This window comes from Halobacillus rhizosphaerae, assembly GCF_046719735.1.
In the GTDB taxonomy this organism is placed as follows: domain Bacteria; phylum Bacillota; class Bacilli; order Bacillales; family Halobacillaceae; genus Halobacillus_B; species Halobacillus_B rhizosphaerae.
Genome location: NZ_JAUTWQ010000003.1, coordinates 52,341 through 70,466 on the forward strand (window position 1 = coordinate 52,341; position 18,126 = coordinate 70,466).

General features: G+C 31.4%; 22 protein-coding genes. All 22 read right to left on the reverse strand.

All coding sequences use genetic code 11. The features are described from left to right. Positions 1-25: 25 nt before the first annotated feature. Positions 26-1,285 (reverse strand): hypothetical protein, encoded by a 1,260-nt coding sequence (locus tag Q7A53_RS05085; protein WP_411788044.1) that lies wholly within the window; start codon positions 1,283-1,285, stop codon positions 26-28. Between the two features lie 46 nt (positions 1,286-1,331). Continuing rightward, complete coding sequence (locus Q7A53_RS05090) at positions 1,332-2,171, reverse strand: S8 family peptidase (protein WP_411788045.1); 840 nt, start codon at positions 2,169-2,171, stop codon at positions 1,332-1,334. 12 nt (positions 2,172-2,183) lie between these two features. Further along, on the reverse strand, positions 2,184-2,600 hold the full coding sequence (locus Q7A53_RS05095) for a hypothetical protein (RefSeq protein ID WP_411788046.1): 417 nt from the start codon (positions 2,598-2,600) through the stop codon (positions 2,184-2,186). Further along, the gene (locus Q7A53_RS05100; protein ID WP_411788047.1) at positions 2,584-2,832 is read right to left on the reverse strand and encodes a hypothetical protein; all 249 of its coding nucleotides are present in this window, start codon (positions 2,830-2,832) and stop codon (positions 2,584-2,586) included. The genes Q7A53_RS05095 and Q7A53_RS05100 overlap by 17 nt, the downstream gene beginning before the upstream one ends. Positions 2,833-2,837: 5 nt before the next feature. After that, the gene (locus tag Q7A53_RS05105) at positions 2,838-3,425 is read right to left on the reverse strand and encodes a nucleotidyltransferase family protein (protein ID WP_411788048.1); all 588 of its coding nucleotides are present in this window, start codon (positions 3,423-3,425) and stop codon (positions 2,838-2,840) included. Between the two features lie 42 nt (positions 3,426-3,467). Then, positions 3,468-4,031: a guanylate kinase gene (locus Q7A53_RS05110; RefSeq protein ID WP_411788049.1), complete on the reverse strand. Its 564-nt coding sequence runs from the start codon at positions 4,029-4,031 to the stop codon at positions 3,468-3,470. Positions 4,032-4,063: 32 nt separating this feature from the next. After that, positions 4,064-4,351: a hypothetical protein gene (locus Q7A53_RS05115; protein WP_411788050.1), complete on the reverse strand. Its 288-nt coding sequence runs from the start codon at positions 4,349-4,351 to the stop codon at positions 4,064-4,066. Between the two features lie 89 nt (positions 4,352-4,440). Next, positions 4,441-5,163, reverse strand: a complete 723-nt coding sequence (locus tag Q7A53_RS05120; protein WP_411788051.1) for a hypothetical protein — start codon at positions 5,161-5,163, stop codon at positions 4,441-4,443. 104 nt (positions 5,164-5,267) lie between these two features. Next, the gene (gene nrdF, locus Q7A53_RS05125) at positions 5,268-6,224 is read right to left on the reverse strand and encodes a class 1b ribonucleoside-diphosphate reductase subunit beta (protein WP_411788052.1); all 957 of its coding nucleotides are present in this window, start codon (positions 6,222-6,224) and stop codon (positions 5,268-5,270) included. 15 nt (positions 6,225-6,239) lie between these two features. Then, entirely contained in the window at positions 6,240-8,462 is a 2,223-nt protein-coding gene (nrdE, locus tag Q7A53_RS05130) for a class 1b ribonucleoside-diphosphate reductase subunit alpha (protein ID WP_411788053.1), read from the reverse strand. Next, positions 8,444-8,818, reverse strand: coding sequence for a class Ib ribonucleoside-diphosphate reductase assembly flavoprotein NrdI (gene nrdI, locus Q7A53_RS05135; protein WP_411788054.1), 375 nt, complete (start codon positions 8,816-8,818; stop codon positions 8,444-8,446). Before nrdI ends, nrdE begins: the two co-directional genes overlap by 19 nt. After that, positions 8,818-9,051, reverse strand: coding sequence for a glutaredoxin family protein (locus Q7A53_RS05140; RefSeq protein ID WP_411788055.1), 234 nt, complete (start codon positions 9,049-9,051; stop codon positions 8,818-8,820). The genes nrdI and Q7A53_RS05140 overlap by 1 nt, the downstream gene beginning before the upstream one ends. A 125-nt stretch (positions 9,052-9,176) precedes the next feature. Beyond that, on the reverse strand, positions 9,177-9,479 hold the full coding sequence (locus Q7A53_RS05145; RefSeq protein WP_411788056.1) for a hypothetical protein: 303 nt from the start codon (positions 9,477-9,479) through the stop codon (positions 9,177-9,179). A 14-nt stretch (positions 9,480-9,493) separates the two neighbouring features. Beyond that, complete coding sequence (locus tag Q7A53_RS05150) at positions 9,494-10,318, reverse strand: prohibitin family protein (protein ID WP_411788057.1); 825 nt, start codon at positions 10,316-10,318, stop codon at positions 9,494-9,496. Between the two features lie 408 nt (positions 10,319-10,726). Next, a complete protein-coding gene (locus tag Q7A53_RS05155; protein WP_411788058.1) occupies positions 10,727-12,880 on the reverse strand; it encodes a DNA gyrase subunit A in 2,154 nt (717 codons plus the stop codon). Between the two features lie 13 nt (positions 12,881-12,893). After that, entirely contained in the window at positions 12,894-14,858 is a 1,965-nt protein-coding gene (locus Q7A53_RS05160; RefSeq protein ID WP_411788059.1) for a toprim domain-containing protein, read from the reverse strand. 49 nt (positions 14,859-14,907) lie between these two features. Next, a complete protein-coding gene (locus tag Q7A53_RS05165; protein WP_411788060.1) occupies positions 14,908-15,657 on the reverse strand; it encodes a DNA polymerase beta superfamily protein in 750 nt (249 codons plus the stop codon). Positions 15,658-15,666: 9 nt separating this feature from the next. Next, the gene (locus Q7A53_RS05170) at positions 15,667-16,248 is read right to left on the reverse strand and encodes a hypothetical protein (protein WP_411788061.1); all 582 of its coding nucleotides are present in this window, start codon (positions 16,246-16,248) and stop codon (positions 15,667-15,669) included. A gap of 30 nt (positions 16,249-16,278) precedes the next feature. Next, positions 16,279-16,722, reverse strand: coding sequence for a hypothetical protein (locus Q7A53_RS05175; protein WP_411788062.1), 444 nt, complete (start codon positions 16,720-16,722; stop codon positions 16,279-16,281). A 29-nt stretch (positions 16,723-16,751) separates the two neighbouring features. Continuing rightward, the gene (locus Q7A53_RS05180) at positions 16,752-17,123 is read right to left on the reverse strand and encodes a hypothetical protein (RefSeq protein WP_411788063.1); all 372 of its coding nucleotides are present in this window, start codon (positions 17,121-17,123) and stop codon (positions 16,752-16,754) included. 239 nt (positions 17,124-17,362) lie between these two features. Next, a complete protein-coding gene (locus tag Q7A53_RS05185) occupies positions 17,363-17,929 on the reverse strand; it encodes a hypothetical protein (RefSeq protein ID WP_411788064.1) in 567 nt (188 codons plus the stop codon). After that, complete coding sequence (locus Q7A53_RS05190) at positions 17,929-18,108, reverse strand: hypothetical protein (protein WP_411788065.1); 180 nt, start codon at positions 18,106-18,108, stop codon at positions 17,929-17,931. The genes Q7A53_RS05185 and Q7A53_RS05190 overlap by 1 nt, the downstream gene beginning before the upstream one ends. Positions 18,109-18,126: the final 18 nt, after the last annotated feature.

Here is an 18,126-nt window from a genome sequence, read left to right on the forward strand (position 1 = left end):
CTCTTTATGTTATTATTTGTTGCACTTATAGTGATTCAGATTCTTCCATGTCTAATACATCATCAGCTTTTATAATTGACTCTAAAACTTTAAAGTGGAAGTTTTTATGCTTGTAAGCTGTGAATTTTTCCTTGTTGTCAACTCTAACAATAATTCCTTCACGAATATGTGTTTTTCCAATTGGATCAGCACCATCTTCATACTTTTTAACTCTGGTCATTAAGTCTTCAACAGTGGTAAATTCGAATTTATCAAACTCTGGGCAATATTTAACTCCCATTTGTTCACAGCGCATTTTAACTAAGTGCCAAGGGTATTCTACTGTATGACCATCTTCATTTGTCATAGTCATACGATAGACATAAATATCACTCTTACCATTCTCACAACCATATGTATATTGAGTCTTTTCACCAAATTGCTTAATGAAGCTTTTGTCTTTGGTTTTACTATTGTTGCATTCTGGCATAATGAATTGATTTTCACCAGTGTATCCTACAACCTCATAGTATACGCTTTCACCTTTTTGAAGTTTGTTATCGAAGAAATCATGCCATTGTTGTCGGAAACCATTTCCACCATAATATCCACCTTCAAAATTTTTTAATGTAACATTCCTTGTTCCAGTTACATGTTCCCAATCTTTGTGGTTGATATTGAATCTCTTCAATAGTTTATTTAAGAAAGATGTTTTCTTTTTAATTGCATAAGATGTTCGTTGAGAAGTACCATGCATTTTTAAAGTAATGTAACATAAGTCACCTTCTTTAAAACTATTGGTATTGTATGCTAATTGTGCTGTATCAAGGTGTTTTTCAAAGTAAGGAAATGATTCTTTATCTTTAACTTTCTTCTTAGGTTGATTCGGCATATCTTTCTTTTCTTTGCCTTTAGGGATGTATTTTTCACAGATGACAGTTCCATTTAATACAGTGACAGAATCTCCTTCTTTGAGTGAAGAAGTTTTGCAGAATCGAGATAAACTTTCTATTGGCATAAATAAACCATCAGATTTTTCACCTCTAAGTTTAATTGTCGTAATGTGACGTTTGTTTGGATCAAGATAACCACCAGAATTACTTCCACTAATACGAAGCAAGTTGTTTTCCTTTGCGTATTCTAAACCTAACTTTCCATCTGTAGGGAAATAAACACCTAAGTCTCCAACTTTTACATCTAAACCAACAATTACATCATTACCAAATAAAGTTGCAACTTGTAACCTGTCTGCATTTGAATGTTTTCTTAATTCTTTGACACTAGTTATGTATGCTTGATAAGCCAATTTACTATCCCCTTAATGTTTATTTTACAATTATTTGTTGTATCTGTCAATCAATAATTTTAGTGAGATCAAACATCCCACTATCTGTCTTGCTTAATTCAATAAATTTCTTAATGTCTATTGGACTTAACTCTATTCCTTGTTTTCTGTAATAGGATATCAGCAAAGCAATTTGCCCTGCCACAAATGGTGAAGCCATTGAAGTTCCAGACATAATTGCATAATTGTTATCTTTATAGGTACTTATAATATTAGTCGAAGGTGCAAGTACATCTAACCCTTCACCATGATTGGTAAAGTTCGTTCTTCGCATATCTTCTCCTACCCCACCAACTCCTATCACTTCTTTTAAGTGTGCAGGATATTCGACTTCATTGATTCCAGAGTTTCCAGTGGCACAAACAATTGTGATTCCTTTTTCATAAGCTCTCATTATTCTCTCTAAGAGAATATTTGGTAAGCCTTTTCTAATGCCTAAACTCATGCAAAGAACATCAATCTTGAAATTAATTGCAAAGGTAATTCCATCTAAAATGCTTGCCATACTGCCGTTTCCGTTATCATCTAATACTTTAGCTACATATAACTCTGCTTCTGGGGCAATGCCTGTTTTTTCACCAACAAGTAAACCTGCTACATGTGATCCATGACCATACAAATCAGAAACATCTTTTGTTTTGGTGAACATATTTATACCTAATTTGAAAGATTTTAAATCTGGATGACTCTCATCTATTCCAGTATCTATAGTGGCAATCTTTACACCTTCACCTTTTGTTTTATTCCAAACTTGAGGAATGTTTAGTGCTTCTATACCCCAACTATATGTAAAATCTTCTTCTAGTTCATTTAAAATTATCTTACTATGTAGTTCATTATTTATCATTATTGTGTTCTCCTATGGTATTGTAGGCATTAAAACTTTCACCATTTGACCGAATGTTAGCAAACCTGCAACAACTGTAGGTACAAAGTCAGTTGGACTTAATACATCATCAAATGATTTCTTTTCTTCTTCAATTGATTTTGGCTCAGTCATTGGTACTTCTGAAAATTTAGGTACACTATCTTGAACCTGTTTGATTTGTTGTATTTGATCCTGTTGCTTCATCACAATCTCTGACAATTTAGCATTTACAGATTCTATATTTTTAATATGACTGCTTTGAGTTTGATTGTACTTAGCAATTGCTGTTATTTTTCCATTTAGTCCATTTAAATAGCTGAACAATAATAGAATTAATACCGCTATAATTAATCGCTTCAAATTTTTGTTGAATTTGTTTTGTGTTTTTTTATTAGAATATTTCTTCATATCCTTCATCTCCTATGTTTTTACAAATCCATTTAGTCAATTCTCCAATATCATGAGAGAAATGGAAATGTGTTCTGGTATCCAATAGTTGATATTGGTCATAGAATTTGTGTTCTAAAATCTCTTCTTCATATTCTTCAATTGTATTAAAAGAGAAGAGATAGTCATTAAGACCTCCATTTGGCTCTTCATTAAAGGCAAAAAGCCAATACCTTCCCTTTTTACTTTTCATTAAATTCACTCCAACGGTGCTAAGAACTTTAAATAACTCTTCAAACTATTATATAGTGGTTTGAATTTATCCTTATAATCTTGCCAATCTGTTGAATCCATATCCATGATTTCCTTGTAATATCCATTTGCTCTAGAGTAATTAACGATTTTATTGTATTTGGCAATTTGTATACCAAATTCTAAGATTCTCAATGAATGAAATAGACTTTTTTTAGCAATGTAGATTTCACCATCTTTTAGTTTTTTTCCACACTTTCCAAAACTAACTGATGCTGTGGATGATATTGACCTTCGTAGAGTTTCTTTATTCCTTTTAAAGAATACTAAATACGGATCATTTTCACTTTGAAAAATACATTCTAAAGCACTTATGTAGTGTTCTTCGATTCGTCTTATGAATGCAGGTTCACTTAAAACTTTGAAATTACCCTCATCATTGTCTACGCTATATTCATAATCAGAATCGGCATCTACTACAACAATATAATCAAAATCAGAATCTTTAGTGGCAGTTCTATAAATTCGAGAGCCATAGAGGTATTTCTTTAAAATTGGCTCGCTTATGCTCTCTCTTACTTCATATTCCTCCATTTTACTCCCCCATCATTTTGATAAAAGACTGATTTTATACAATTACTGATTCTGTTCAATAATTGAGTGTATAATTTTTATTGTTTCATTTTCTTTATCTCGAATGTTCTTTACGACATAATCATAATCGGTTCTGTTTTTCATTTCTTCTTCATATGTAGAAATTCTTGATAAAGCATCGTCAATCGTATCTCCACGAAGCAACATATTAGCCAAGCAATCCTTTTTATCCATGTGTAAGAAAATTCCAATGGAATCTGGAAAAGCATTACTAACCTGTTTGTAGCCATCATAGTTGACGATAATATAAACGTTATAATTTTGACTAAGAACTCGCTTGATTTCTTTTTTTGTAATACCATATAATTTACCATCATATACAACACTTTCAGCAAATTCATCATTCTCTCTCATTTTGTCGAAAGTAGCTTCATCAACGTAATAATATGTTACACCATCAGTTTCATTTTCACGAATTTTTCTAGTTGTATGTGAAATACATTCTCCAATAAATTTAGTTACTTTTGCATTGTAATTTCGCTTTAGCAAATTCATTAAATAAGTTTTCCCAGAACCAGAAGGTGCTGTGATCAAAACAATTCCCATAAAGATAACTCCTTTATAATTATTTGTTGTACTTAACGGTTTTTCTTACGAGATTTCTTAGCAATCTTACTACGCTTTTTAGCTTTTTCTTTTTGGTTTTTAGGTTTTGGTTGTTTGAATTTTTTACTTGCTTTAGAGAATTTATTAAAGTTTGCTATCGCATCTCTTACTTCTTCCTCAGACATATTTTCTTCTTCTGCAACTTCACGAATAATTTCCTCTAAGGATTTCTCTTCAACATCTTCCATACCTTCAATTGTATAGTCTTTCTTCAAATCCTCTTCACTTGGCATTAGTTCTTTAAATTCTGGTTTTTGCATACATTTCATCCTTTCTAAATGTAGATTAACATTATTTGTTGCACTTGTCAATGGGTAAAAAAAGAGAAGAGGATTATCCTCTTCAATTTTTATTTACCAGTTGAACCCCATCCACCAGTACCACGTGTACTTGGTTTGCTTAACAATTTATCATAATCAACATGCACATCTTCTGCTTGAGATTGTGGGAAAATCACTGCCTGTGCTATTGCTTTTTTATATGGTACAAAGTATGTATTCGTTTTTTCATCAAAATATTTTTCATCAACATCACTTGAAATTACAATGTCTGCAACTAATGGTACAACTTGAAGGATAACTTCTCCTTGGTATGTAGAGTCAATTAAACCACTTACAATGATTAATCCTGTACTTCCTATAGAAGATCGTTCATGTTTTAGAGATAGTACATCTTCAATATCTAAGTATGAAGCAAACCCTAGAGGAATTCTAGCTAATGTGAATTGCGGTATGCGTAACTCATATACTTGTTTACCATCAATAACTTGTGGTTCAAGCCTTGCATAACAATCTCTTCCACCATTTTCTTTCTTTTTTGTGGGAATAACTCCACCATTTACAGAAGCTAAGTATGTAGTTTTCTCATTTTTGACTAATTTTTTCTTAGCCTCAAATTTTAGCTTATCAATTGCCCAGAGGTCTAGTTCTTTTTCATTTCCGTCATTGAAGATAACAGTGGCTTTGTGAGTTTCTTTGTTAATTGATTTTACGATTGCTGATGTTTTATCTTCTCTAACCCAAACTACTTCGTCTTGCTTATAATATCTTTTTTTCTTTTGTTTTTTATCCATGTTATGTGTGATCTCCTTAAGTTCTAATTGAAAAGGTGGAATGAATCCACCTTTATTAACGTATTTATTATACCATTATTTGTTGCTCTTGTCTAATTTAGATGCTATATATCGTAATCATCGTCATTCATTTCTTCTACCACAGACATTAAATATCCATTACCTACAGATGAAAAGAAATCATGGTTAGTCGTAGATGTAGATAGCCCATTCATGACAATCGGATTTACGTCTTCTGATGTATCTGGAAATAATGGAGATAACCCTAAATTCATTAGTGCCTTATTAGCGTTATATCTAAGAAATAACTTTACATCTTCTGTCCAACCAACTTCATCATATAGATATTCAGTGTATTTACACTCATTTTCATAAAGCTGATAAAGTAACTGGTAAGTCCAAATCTTTATTTCTTCCTGTTCATACTCATTCAATTTAGAAAATCCAACTTTGAATTTATATCCAATATAACTTCCATGTGCGCTCTCATCACGTATAATGAGTTTTATAACTTCTGCAACATTAATAAGTTTTGACTTACCTAAGTAATTTAATGGTGTGTAGAATCCAGAATAAAATAAGAATGATTCTAAAAATACACTTGCTACTTTTTTCTGCAACGGTGTTCCATTTTCATATATTCCTACAATAATTTTCACCTTTTGTTGAAGTGCTTCATGTGTTTCAGCCCAATCGAATATCTCTCGAATTTCTTTATTGGTATTCAATGTGCTAAAAATTGAAGAGTAACTACGTGCATGTTCAGATTCCATAAATGCTATGTTATTGTAGACTGCTACTTCGTGCTTTGTAATTGCATCTGGTTTAAGGGCATCCACACCAACCTCTGATTGAAGAGTGTCTAGCATAGTCAGTCCAACAAATACTCTTTCTACCAATTTCTTTTCTTTGTCTGGAAGATTTGTCCAATCTGATTTATCTTTAGATACTGGCATTCTAGTGGATAGCCAAAACTGTTCTGTAAGTTTTTCATAAGTCAGTTTGTCAATTTTATCTTCAATAGCATTCCAGTTTATTGCTTTATAATTATGTATGTTCATCTATTGCTACCTCTCTTAAATACTGCAACTTTCGCATTCATTTGCACCAATGGTATCTCCGTCATCAGTGTGAGTTCTGATATAGTACACACTTTTGATTCCTTTTTTCCAAGCATAATTTCTAAGAATTGTTAAATCTCTAGTGGTTTTTTTTGTTGGATATTTACTATTTACTTTCCACTCATACATACCTTCTGGAAGTTCTGACCTCATAAACATTGTCATACTTAGACCTTGATCTACATGAATCTGTGCTACAGCATAAGTATCAATTATTTTTCTTTGGTCAATATCATAAGCAGAAACATAGTATGGCAAAGTTTCTTCTGAAAGATAAGGTGCAGGATAATAAACTTTTCCACGCTTACCTTCTGTTCTTTCTTCAATACGGTGAGTTATTGGATGTAGAGAAGCAGTTGCCTCATTTACATAAGAAATTGAACCAGTTGGTGCAGTTGCTAATCTATGTGAGTTATATAACCCATAAGTTTTAACATCATTTTCTAAGTAGTACCAATCTTGTAAAGAAGGAATATAGATATCTTTAAATAAATTTTTAACCTTATCATTGCTAAAAATAAATTCACCTGTTTCATGAGATAAATGGTTATGATATCCTTCAACTTTACTTAGATAATTAGAAAAATATGAACCATCTGCATAACCAGACTTCTCAAAGTCTTTAAATGTTGTGTTTCTCTCTCTAGATATATTGTTACTTTCCACCAGAGTCCAATAGTTGAGTAGCATATAATACACACTGATTGTCTCCAATGCTTCTGGTGAACCATATTCGATCTTACTTTTAGCAAGAAAACCATGTGCATTCATTACACCCAAACCTACAGCGTGGTTTTCATCATTACCATTCTTGACTGTTGGAACTACATCAATTGATGAATTATCTGTCACATATGTCAAAGCTCTTAACATTGTTCTTACCGATTTTCCAAAGTCTTTTGACTCCATCAGATTGACCATGTTTGTTGAGGCTAGATTACAACTTACATCTGTTCCCAATACTTCATAAGATTGATCATTATTGATGATTGAATTTTTATGTGGTTGAAAAATCTCAGTGCAAAGATTACTCATTACTATCACACCATCAATAGGATTATTCTTATTAACAGTGTCAATGTTTATGATGTATGGGTATCCACTTTCATTTTGTAGGTTACTGATTTCTGTCTCTAGTTCACGTGCTTTAATTTTTGTCTTACGAATATTGGGGTTGTTTACCATGTTGTCATATTCTTTTGTAATATCTACATATGAAAAAGGAACACCATAAAACTTCTCAACATCATGAGGACTAAACAAGTACATATTCGCATTGTTTTTTGCTAATTCGTAAAATTTGTCTGGAACAGTCAACCCAAGTGATAGTGTTTTTATTCTAACTTTTTCATCTGCATTTTCCTTTCGGACAGATAAAAAATCTACAATATCTGGATGAAATACATTCAAATATACAACTCCTGCCCCATCCCTTGCTCCACCTTGGTTAGCATAAGAAAAAGCATCTTCAAATAATTTCATTACAGGAATTACACCATCAGCTAATCCATATACTCCTTTAATTGGATCGTTATTGGCACGAATATTTGATAAGTTGATTCCTACCCCTCCACCCAATTTTGATAATTGTAGGGCAGAGTTTATAGTTCTTCCAATTGAGTTCATATCATCTGAGATAGTTAATAAGAAGCAAGAAACCATCTCTCCTGCACGTTTCTTTCCAATATTGAGAAATGTTGGAGTTGCAGGTTGATAACGTTGATTGATAAGTTCGTCTGCTAAATCCATTGCAAATGTAGTGTCTCCACCTGCTAATGCCAATGCATTAAATGCTACTCGATCTTCATAACGTTCAAGTATCCATTCTTTATCATCTGTTTTCATTGCATATTGAGAATAAAACTTATAAGCTCCCATAAAAGAACGAAATCTAAATTTAAAACTATAAATAAATTTAAATAACTGTTTTACAAATTCTCTATCATATTTATCTAAAAAATCTTTTTTTATGTAATTATTTTCAATTAAATAATCTAATTTTTCCTCAAGTGTATGGAAAAACATAGTTTTTGGGTTTACAAATTCTAAAAAGTAAGATTTAACTGCCTCTTTATCTTTATGTAATTGTATTTTCCCATCTTTAGGAATATTAAGCAGATTGTTTAATTTAAAATATGTTTCTTCTTGTCTTTTCCCACTTAGTTTTGGTGATTCCATTCTTCAACTTCCTTTTTAAATTTCACAACATCGTCATTTGTTCCACTAAATTCAAACGTGAAAAGTAGAGGTTTGTCATATTTATTAGATAAATCTTTTGCATTAAAACAATAATCTTTATCAAAGTTTAAACTTCCACTTCCAACAAAACCGATAAGGTGCTTGATATTGTCTTTATATTCTATCAACTCACTGATGATATCAGTGATTTCACTATCATATGTAGGTACTATGATGATAAAATCCTCATTAATTTCTATTAAAGGATTCGAGAAATCTACTTCCAAATTTCTCATTTCAACTGATTTGACAAAATTCCTTACATTCCCGGTAAGAGAAATAAAGGTGATTAACATTATTCACTTAACTCTGCCAATTTATCTGGTTGAAAACCTGTGAATGGCTTTTCACCTTCAACTACTACTACTGGCATTTGACTCAATTTAAGCACTTCTACAACATAGTTAAATGCTTCTTGGTCTTCTTCAACGTTGATAGCTGTAAATTCTACACCTTCACCTTTTAAAACATTTTTAGTCATTTCGCATTGTACACAACCATTTTTTGTGTAAACTGTAACCTTTTTCATCTGTAAACTCTCCTAATTTAAGTTATTATTCATGTCATAAAATATAGAAGACACTATATGTTGTGTCTTCTATCATGACATACTACTAATTATAGCATTATATGTTGCACTTGTCAAAAATCATGCTATCTAATAGTTCTTTTATTATCTAATCTTTCCATGACTTCAAGAATAACATCAAATCCTTCTGGCTCTTCTCTCTTTAACCATTGTCTTAGTTCATTCCATCTTAAAGCATGGTTTTTAAATCTAATTTTATCTAATTCTTTCTTCCAATATTTTGCTATCTTAGTTCCGATTTCATAAATATCTGATCTAGAATTATCTGAAAGGTGAATACTTTCATTCACTTGAATTTTGTGAATCATTTCATGAAGGTCATAATCTACTCTTGGATCAAGTCTATCCATATCTATGATTTCACCCATTAGGATTCCCCCTATTACTTCTTAGCTTCAACTAGTGTGTTCGCACCTTGTATTTCCACCCAACCATGTTTCATACGTGCCTCCATCTCCATCTTCTTAAGAAGTTCTGGTGTAATGGACTGTTGTACTAAGCGGTTCGCTTCTGCTTCTCCACGTGCCTGTTCAATTTGTGCTTTAGCTGTACCTTCTGCTTCAACCTTTTTCTTTTCTGCTTCTAGTTTTGCTTTTTGCACTTGAATACGAATTTTTTCAACGTCTTGTTGTGCATCTACAACTGCTTGGATAGCTTTTTGCGTATTCTTGTCTGGATGTGGAGTACCAAATACTACATTTTCAACTTCAAAACCATGAGGCTTAACATCTGCTTTAAATTTCTTAAAGATTTCTGTACGAATTTCTTCACGTTTCTGGAATACTTCTAGAATTGTATATTTAGATGTGACTTCTAAAGCAGATTCATTCATACGTGCTTTCAACCAAGAATCTTCAATTGCTTTAGGTTTTTGACCTTTAAATTTGTTGTATATGTATGGAAGTTTGTCAACGTTGTTATAATACTCTACTGTCATATTTACTGAAAGAGGTTTACCATCTTTTGTTGCTAGACTCAGTGAATCATAATTGATTGTTTCTGTACTAACTGGATATTCAGTGATTCGCTTCATTGGATTTACAAAGTGTAAGCCTTGACTTAATGTATGATCTTCTACACCATGACTACGACTGTAAACAACACCTGCATGACCTTGATTGATTGTTGCTGTAAAAGAAAACCAACCTACTATCAACATAACGAATATCACAACACCTGCTACTAAACCTGCTACTAATTTACTCAAATTTTTATCCCCTTTTTCTCATTATTTGTTACACCTGTTAGGGTGTAAATTAACTATACTATTATTTGTTACACTTGTAAAGAGTTATTTTCTATTTTTTACTAATATTTTTTCCAACAAAGAATGCTACTGATCCGAATACAAACAGTAAGAACAGTACATATGCCATGTTTCCACCTCATTAGATAGAATTTTACAAATTCAGAAAATTATGCTAATATATTAATTGTAGTTAGGTTGAATAAAAATCATTTTTGTGGTGATCGTCTGTGAGCGAGATAAGTTTCGTCTGTGAGCGAAGGTGATTCAAAATCCGAATATTTATGAATAACACCTCCATCTCTCAACCTAACTTCCACTCCCGATATGAGAGTTACTTACTGTTTAGAGTAGGTAGCTCTCATATTTTTATTTCACCAATTCAGAAAAATCATTATCTTTAAGATATTTCCCTACCCCGGCATTAGCTGTTCGGTAATAGTCCACCTCTGGATAATCTTCACCAACTGTATGATAAGATTTTACATTACTTTCATTTTTAGACTTCATAACTGTAACACCGATAGTGGTCTTACTTGTTTTAGAGTTAATCATAGACGTATTGAAGACAAGTGCTTTATCTATAGAAGAAACAGAGAGTATGTCAATATCATCGTTAATTAAATTCCAATAGATACCTTTCTTATCTGCATAAGCCTTTTTTAGCATAGACCTATTTTGTTTTGTTTCATAAGCAGTAAGATCAATCTTTGCTACCTTTCCATCATCAAATCCTATTATTAGCTGTCCTTTATAATCATTGGTGACAGTCACATAAAGAATCTCTTCATCTTTTAAGCTTAATAGTGAAGGTAAAAACTCTCCTAAAACAGAAGGTTTGTGATCCTCTAGTTCATATGCTTTATATTTATAAACATTCTGTTTATCAGTAAATACAAGTATATCAGAATTATTTGTTGTATCTATTTCATTAATGATTTCATCTCCATCTTTAATTTTGATATTAAAGTTACCTCTGAGAGATGTTAATGGGATTTTCTTTATGTATCCTTCTTTTGTAATAAAGAATCGGACATTATAATCTTCAACCGTTAAACTTTCATCCTCAATCACAGGAACGTCATTTACATTGATAAGACCTGTCTTGCGATCTTCTCCATATTTTTTTTTAACTTCTTTTAATTCATCTATAATATGATTAGCTAAAGTTCTTCTATCAGAAAGTAATCTCTCCAATTTTTCGATTTCACTAGCTAATGTGTCAATTTCATTAATACGATTAAGCAGATATTCTTCATTTAGATTTCTCAATTTGATATCAGCGATAAATTCAGCTTGTTTTTGATCAATACTAAGCTCAGTTACAAGATTGTTTACAACTTCACTATTGACTTTAGTTTCTCTAATTAAACTAATTGTTTTGTCAATATCTAGAATAACTATTTTCAATGCATTCAGAAAATGCATTCTTTCGTATGCCTTAACTAATTCAAACTTTACCCCACGCTTAATGGCATTTGCTCTAAATCCTAGCCACTCATGTATAATCTCTTTAATGCCTAAAACTTTTGGTCTTCCATTTACAACAATATTGAAGTTGCAAGAAAAAGTTGATTCTAATGGTGTAAGTTTAAATAATTTTTCTACTAACTGTTCTTTGTTGGTATTATTCTTAACTGTTATTTCAATTCCTTTTGAGTCAATACCAACAATATTGTCTATGTCAATAATCTCTTTCAATTTTCCTTCTTTAACTAAATCTGAAACCTTATCAATAATAGCTTCAAATGTAGTGCTATAAGGGATTTCTTCAAAGACAATAGAATTATCCAAAATTTGATATGTAGAACGGATAGTGATTGATCCACGACCAGTATTGAATATCTTCTTTAATTCATTTTCTTTGTGAATAATGTTCCCACCAGAAGGAAAATCTGGTGCAATAATAAAATCAGAAACATTTGTGCCTTTTGGATTTCCAATATAAGCAATCGTAAAATCAATCACTTCATTTAAATTGAAAGATGCTATGTTGCTTGCCATCCCATTAGCAATACCACTTTGAGGATTGGTTAAGATTGCAGGGAATGTTACAGGCAACAATCTTGGTTCTTTTTCTGTTCCATCATAATTATCCACCATTTCAACGGTGTCATTGTTAATGTCTTTGAAAAGTTCATTTGAAACAGATGACAGTCTTACCTCAGTGTATCTTGCACTTGCAAACTGCATGTCTCTAGAGTATTGCTTGCCAAAGTTTCCTTCTGAATCAATGTAAGGTAAAAGAAATGATTCTGCATCTTTAGACATTCTAACAAGTGCTTCATAAATTGCCATATCACCATGAGGGTGAAGGAACATTGTTCTTCCTACAACCCCTTGTGATTTCTTTCTACTACCTTTAAGTAAACCCATTTTCATCATGGTATATAAAATACGTCTTTGTGATGGTTTAAACCCATCAATTTCTGGCAAAGCTCTCTCTCTAATAACATAAGCAGTATAGGGCATGTAATTATTAGTTAAAGTATCTATAATGTTTTGCTCAATAATGTTTGACAATTAATGTTTCCTCCTAGCTGACAACATCTTCAATCCAATGATGAAGGTTTTCTTCAATATACTCTTTTCTTCCTGCTAAATTATCACCTAGAAATAATTCAAATGCATCCAATGTTTTATCTACATCAGTTGGCATAACCTTGACTAATTTCCTAGTTTCTGGATTCATCGTTGTATCCCACATCATCTTGGCAGAGTTTTCACCTAGACCTTTTGAACGCTTTATTTCATTGATTGTGTTACCTAATTTGGATACCAACTGATCTTTTTCCCTATCATTATATGCAAGAAATACTTCTTTCTTCTTGGTCGTAATAGTGAATAAAGGAGATTCTGCAATATAAATATAACCTTCTTCAATTAGAGTGGGCATTAATCTATAAATAGCAGTTAAGATTAATGTTCTGATATGAAATCCATCCACATCTGCATCTGTAATGATAATGATTTTCGACCATCGTAATTTATTCAAATCAAATGTATTTAGGTCTTTTGAGTGTTTTGATTTAACTTCAATACCACAACCTAAAAGTTTGATCATATCTATAATAATTTCGTTTTTGAAAATTTTGTCGTAGTCTGCTTTTAAACAGTTAAGGATTTTCCCACGTAATGCGTAAATTGCTTGGAAATTTGCATCTCTACCTTGTTGAGTAGAGCCAAGTGCAGACTTCCCTTCTACAAATATTAATTCTGGCTTAATATTATTTTTAGATTTTTTACAACCAACAAAACCATCTATTCTTGAAGTTAGGTTGTTTACTGTTCCACCAAGTTTTTTCTTAACATCTAAGCGTGTTTTTTCAGCTTTTTCACGACTTCTTTTATTAACCAAAGCCTGTTTAAGAATTAAATCAGCATCATTAGGATTCTCGACAAAGTACACCTCAAGTTGTTCTCTCAACCACTTGGTAATAGATTGCTTCATAAAATCAGAACCAATTTTCTTTTTAGTCTGGTCTGTAAACAAAGAAATGGTCGAATATGTACTAGTCACTACAATTAAACTATCTGAAATATCATCAAAAGAAATTTTCTTTTCGTTTTTGTTGTACAGGCTATTTTCTTTTAAAAACTTATCTATAACGTAGACGAAGGAGTTTTTAATGAAGTCTTCTGGTGTACCTCCATTTTCTAACCAAGAAGAGTTATGGTAGTATCTTTTATAGGATGTTTCACGATTAAAACTAAAGAAAATGTTTGCCTTGATTCTATAATCTTTATCAGATTCATTATCTTTACCTTTTTGTTCAGTAGAAAAAGATACAACATCAGTTAGAACATGTTCTTCATTTGACATTGTTTTAATGAAGTCAGATACTCCATTTTCATAGAAATATTCAGTCCTTAAACCAGTATTCATGTCAAAGAACACAAACTTAAGTCCACCATTTACGATAGCTTGATCTTCTAGCGTAGTAATAATGAAGTCATTATCAATTTCACCCTTACCACGAAAAACTTCTTCACTTGGTTTCCAAGTAATTTCAGTTCCAATCTTTTCCCCAGTGTTATCTTCATCAGAGAATACTTCTTCAACACCTTTATTATATCTTACAGTATAAATTGTATCTTCTTTAAATGAGGTCGCTGTAAAAAAGTCAGAAGTGTAATTAGAACCAGTTGCACCAACTCCATTAGTCCCAAGACTATATTTATAGTCACTACCATCTTCCTCATTATTTTTGTATTTACCACCTGCCCAAAGCAGATCAAACACTTTCTTATAAGCATACTCACCATTAGAATTTTTACCCATAGGTACTCCACGACCAAAATCACGAACAGTAACAGAGCCATCGGTATTCTTGCTAATAAATATTTCACTTCCATAACCTGCATGAAATTCATCAATTGAGTTGCCTAGAATTTCTAAAAATGTGTGGTTGTGACTCTCTAATCCAATAGATGCAGGTTTGGCTCTTACACCACCTAAAATACCAAGTGATTGTATAGAATCATTGCCATAATTACTCACTTATTCACTCCCTTTCTATAAATTATTTTATAATTATTTGTTACATTTGTCAAGGTATAAATAGTTCAGCTTTAACAATTTTTTTAACAGTTTCTTTTAACCACTCATTAACCTCTTCATCTACAGCAAAACTATGATATTTCTCTTTCAAAGGTAAGAAATATGTATCATGATACCAATTCACGTACTTGATAAATTCTTCTTGGGAATATGCACCCTGTTTAAATCCCATCACAAAATCACGATCTTCATTATGATATGTAATAGCAGATTTAAAATCTTTAAAATCATTAGCCTCAAACCTTACAATGAAATCTAGATTTCTAAATGCGTGTTGCGCTTGCTTGGTATCATAACCAAATTTGTCTGCAAGATGTTGAGTTCCTTCTGTTGGTTTATTCAGAAGTTGCATCTTTTGTCGAAATGTACCACCACATGCATCAAATAATTGTTTTAGATTCATTTTTGCAATTTCATCTTTTTCTTGAATCATCTTTCCAATTTCAAGGAAAGAGTGTGTGGTATCAGTCTCAATTTCTTGATCAATTGAGAATAATGGTTCAAGAAAATTGATGTTAGATTTATAAAATAAATGTGGTAACTTACGAATATCATGCACATCTATATCTTCTGTTGTACCTATCGTTTGTTTTGAAAATACTTCTTTATTATATAGATCATCGAATGTTGGGGCTATAAAAACTTTATAATCCCTATCAGATGTTTCATCATTTAAGTTGTAGTTGTGACTACCTACTAAAGCTCTGAATAACACAATTCTATCTTCAATTTTTTGCATGGATTCACCTTACTTCATGCTTAGAAGGTCACTCTTATATTCTTTAGAGTTCACCAATAGCATTGTATATTTTTTCAAGTTATGTCCTGTTTGGAGAGAACATTTTTTAAGATTGTTAATTTCATCTTTTGCAAAATCTCTCTGATCTTTCAAGAACTTCAATTGTTCTTCTGCATGACGAATTTCATCTTCAATGATAGATGCTTTCATTTCTTTTTCTTCTAGCTGTTCTAGGATTTTGAAATCTGCTTCATCTTTTTCAAGAGTTAGTTTCTCAATCTCTTTTAATAATTCTCTTCGAACAGTAGCATTTAGTTCATCTGGATAACCCAAATCAACTTTGTATGTAGTAATAAATGCATCATCTGTTGTATTATTTACAAAAACAATATCATCTTTTATGTAGTAGTTTCTTGTAACATTATCACCAATAGCACCCTTGTAAATGAATTGTGCATATTCAAAGGTAGTGTTGGCATGTTCATGAATTTGATCCTTGTTCTTAGTTATGTATGCATTGATTTCTTTTCTATCTACTTCTAAAACTCGCTCTGCCCATCTCTCTAAAAAGTGTTTTGTGCAATTTTTCATGTTATTATCTCCTTTATGTTTGTTATTGTCTTATAGAATTACAATTAATACAATCAACATGTAGATGAAGTATGAAATCCATATGGTAGGATTCAAATAGGCACGATACTTCCTTTTATAAACCCTTTTTCTAACTTTCATTATGTCTTCTTTGCTCTCTATTTTGTTAGTCTTTTTAATAAATGTTTTCAGTAGAGATATAATCATCAATACTAACAACACAATAGATGGATATAAAAATGGGTCAACCAATACTGCAAAACTTACATAAACTAATTGCCCAATAAATAATGGAATTAATATTAAAGTTTTAAGTGAGTTTATTAACAAATCTGTAGGTGGTTCTGATACATACCCTTGTTCAAAATCCTTAATTTCATGCTCTACAATTTTTATCAGATTTTCTTGTAAAGACTTAATTTTTGTTATTAGAATTACATTAAAAACTAAAAATATTATTGTCCAAAATACCATTTAAATCTCTCCTTGTATGTTTTGAATAATTATCTAATTATTTTTTGCGCTTGTGCATTGCCGGAAATATCGTCACAGTTAATATTTCTTTCTGCTTTAACATCTCCATCAATATCATCACAGTTCACGTTATTACCTGCTGTTACATTGCCATTAATGTCATCACAATTAACATTGTTTTTGGCTTCAACATTTCCAGTGACGTTTCCTTTAATATAGATTGATTCTTCACTCATAATGCTATCTACATTGCAAATCACAGTAATTTCGGTCTTTTTATTATCAAGATCATCAACAGCTACACCATCTACAAATACAGTATCATTTGTTATAGAAATATTGTTACCAATGTATGTCTTATTGTTAATGCTTACCTGTCCTTTGTTTCCGAAAAATTTCAATATGTATTTCTCCTTTGATAAAAGTACACTTTTATTTAATCGAATAGTGAAAAGATTATGTCTAGAATTTCAAGTAACACTTCAATTGGCAACCAAAGAAACTCAAGAAATTTATTACGCTTCTTTTTTCGTTTACTTGCCATTCCAGAATAGACCTTGTGCAAATTGTTTTAAAGATTTTGCGATTTGTGAAGCAGTCTTACTAGTGGTTTTACCAATAGATTTTGCAGTGTTTTTCATTATTTTTCTCCTTTACCAAACAATTTTTTCATAAAGTTTGTTTTTTCTTCTTTTATTGCATCTTGGATTTTTGAATAATCTTCTATTTCTTTCTTGATCTCTTCTTCAAGTTCTTCAATCTCTTTTATCATCTCTGATATCAATTCTTCTTTTGTCTTTTCATCTTTTGTTAAATCTTGTTCCAAATCGCCAAATATGATATCAGTTCGATACTCCATTAGGTTTCTATCAACATCAAAATGTCTATTTGTTATATGCCCTTTAAAACCACATACTGTAATGTTGTCTCCTTCTTCTGGAACATGGTCGTGGTCTTCTTCTTTGATAATTAGCCAATCTGTTAGACACCAATGAAAACAAACTAATTCATTAATTTGATCAACCATGTCAAACTTCTTATACGATTCTAGGTTTTTTAATACATCTGAAAGTTTATCTTTTACTGTTCCGGGGAAATCAAAATCTTTTCTTAAAGAATCTCTAATAAATGATTTAAAATTTTTCAGAGTATATGTATCAACATAAAGCTCTTGATAGTTCTTTCTGCCGTAATAGATACTTTTCATTAGTTTTCACCTTTGATTTCATCATTTAATTGTTTTACCAATTTTCTCGCAACCTCTGGATGACAAGGAAATTCAAATTTGTTACCTCTTGAAATCAGAATGATCATAGCTGAATTTCCTTCACATTCGTAAGAAATCTTTGAATCTGGGAAAAGAGTTAATACTGTTTTTACACCCATTCTGTAACCACCTTTATC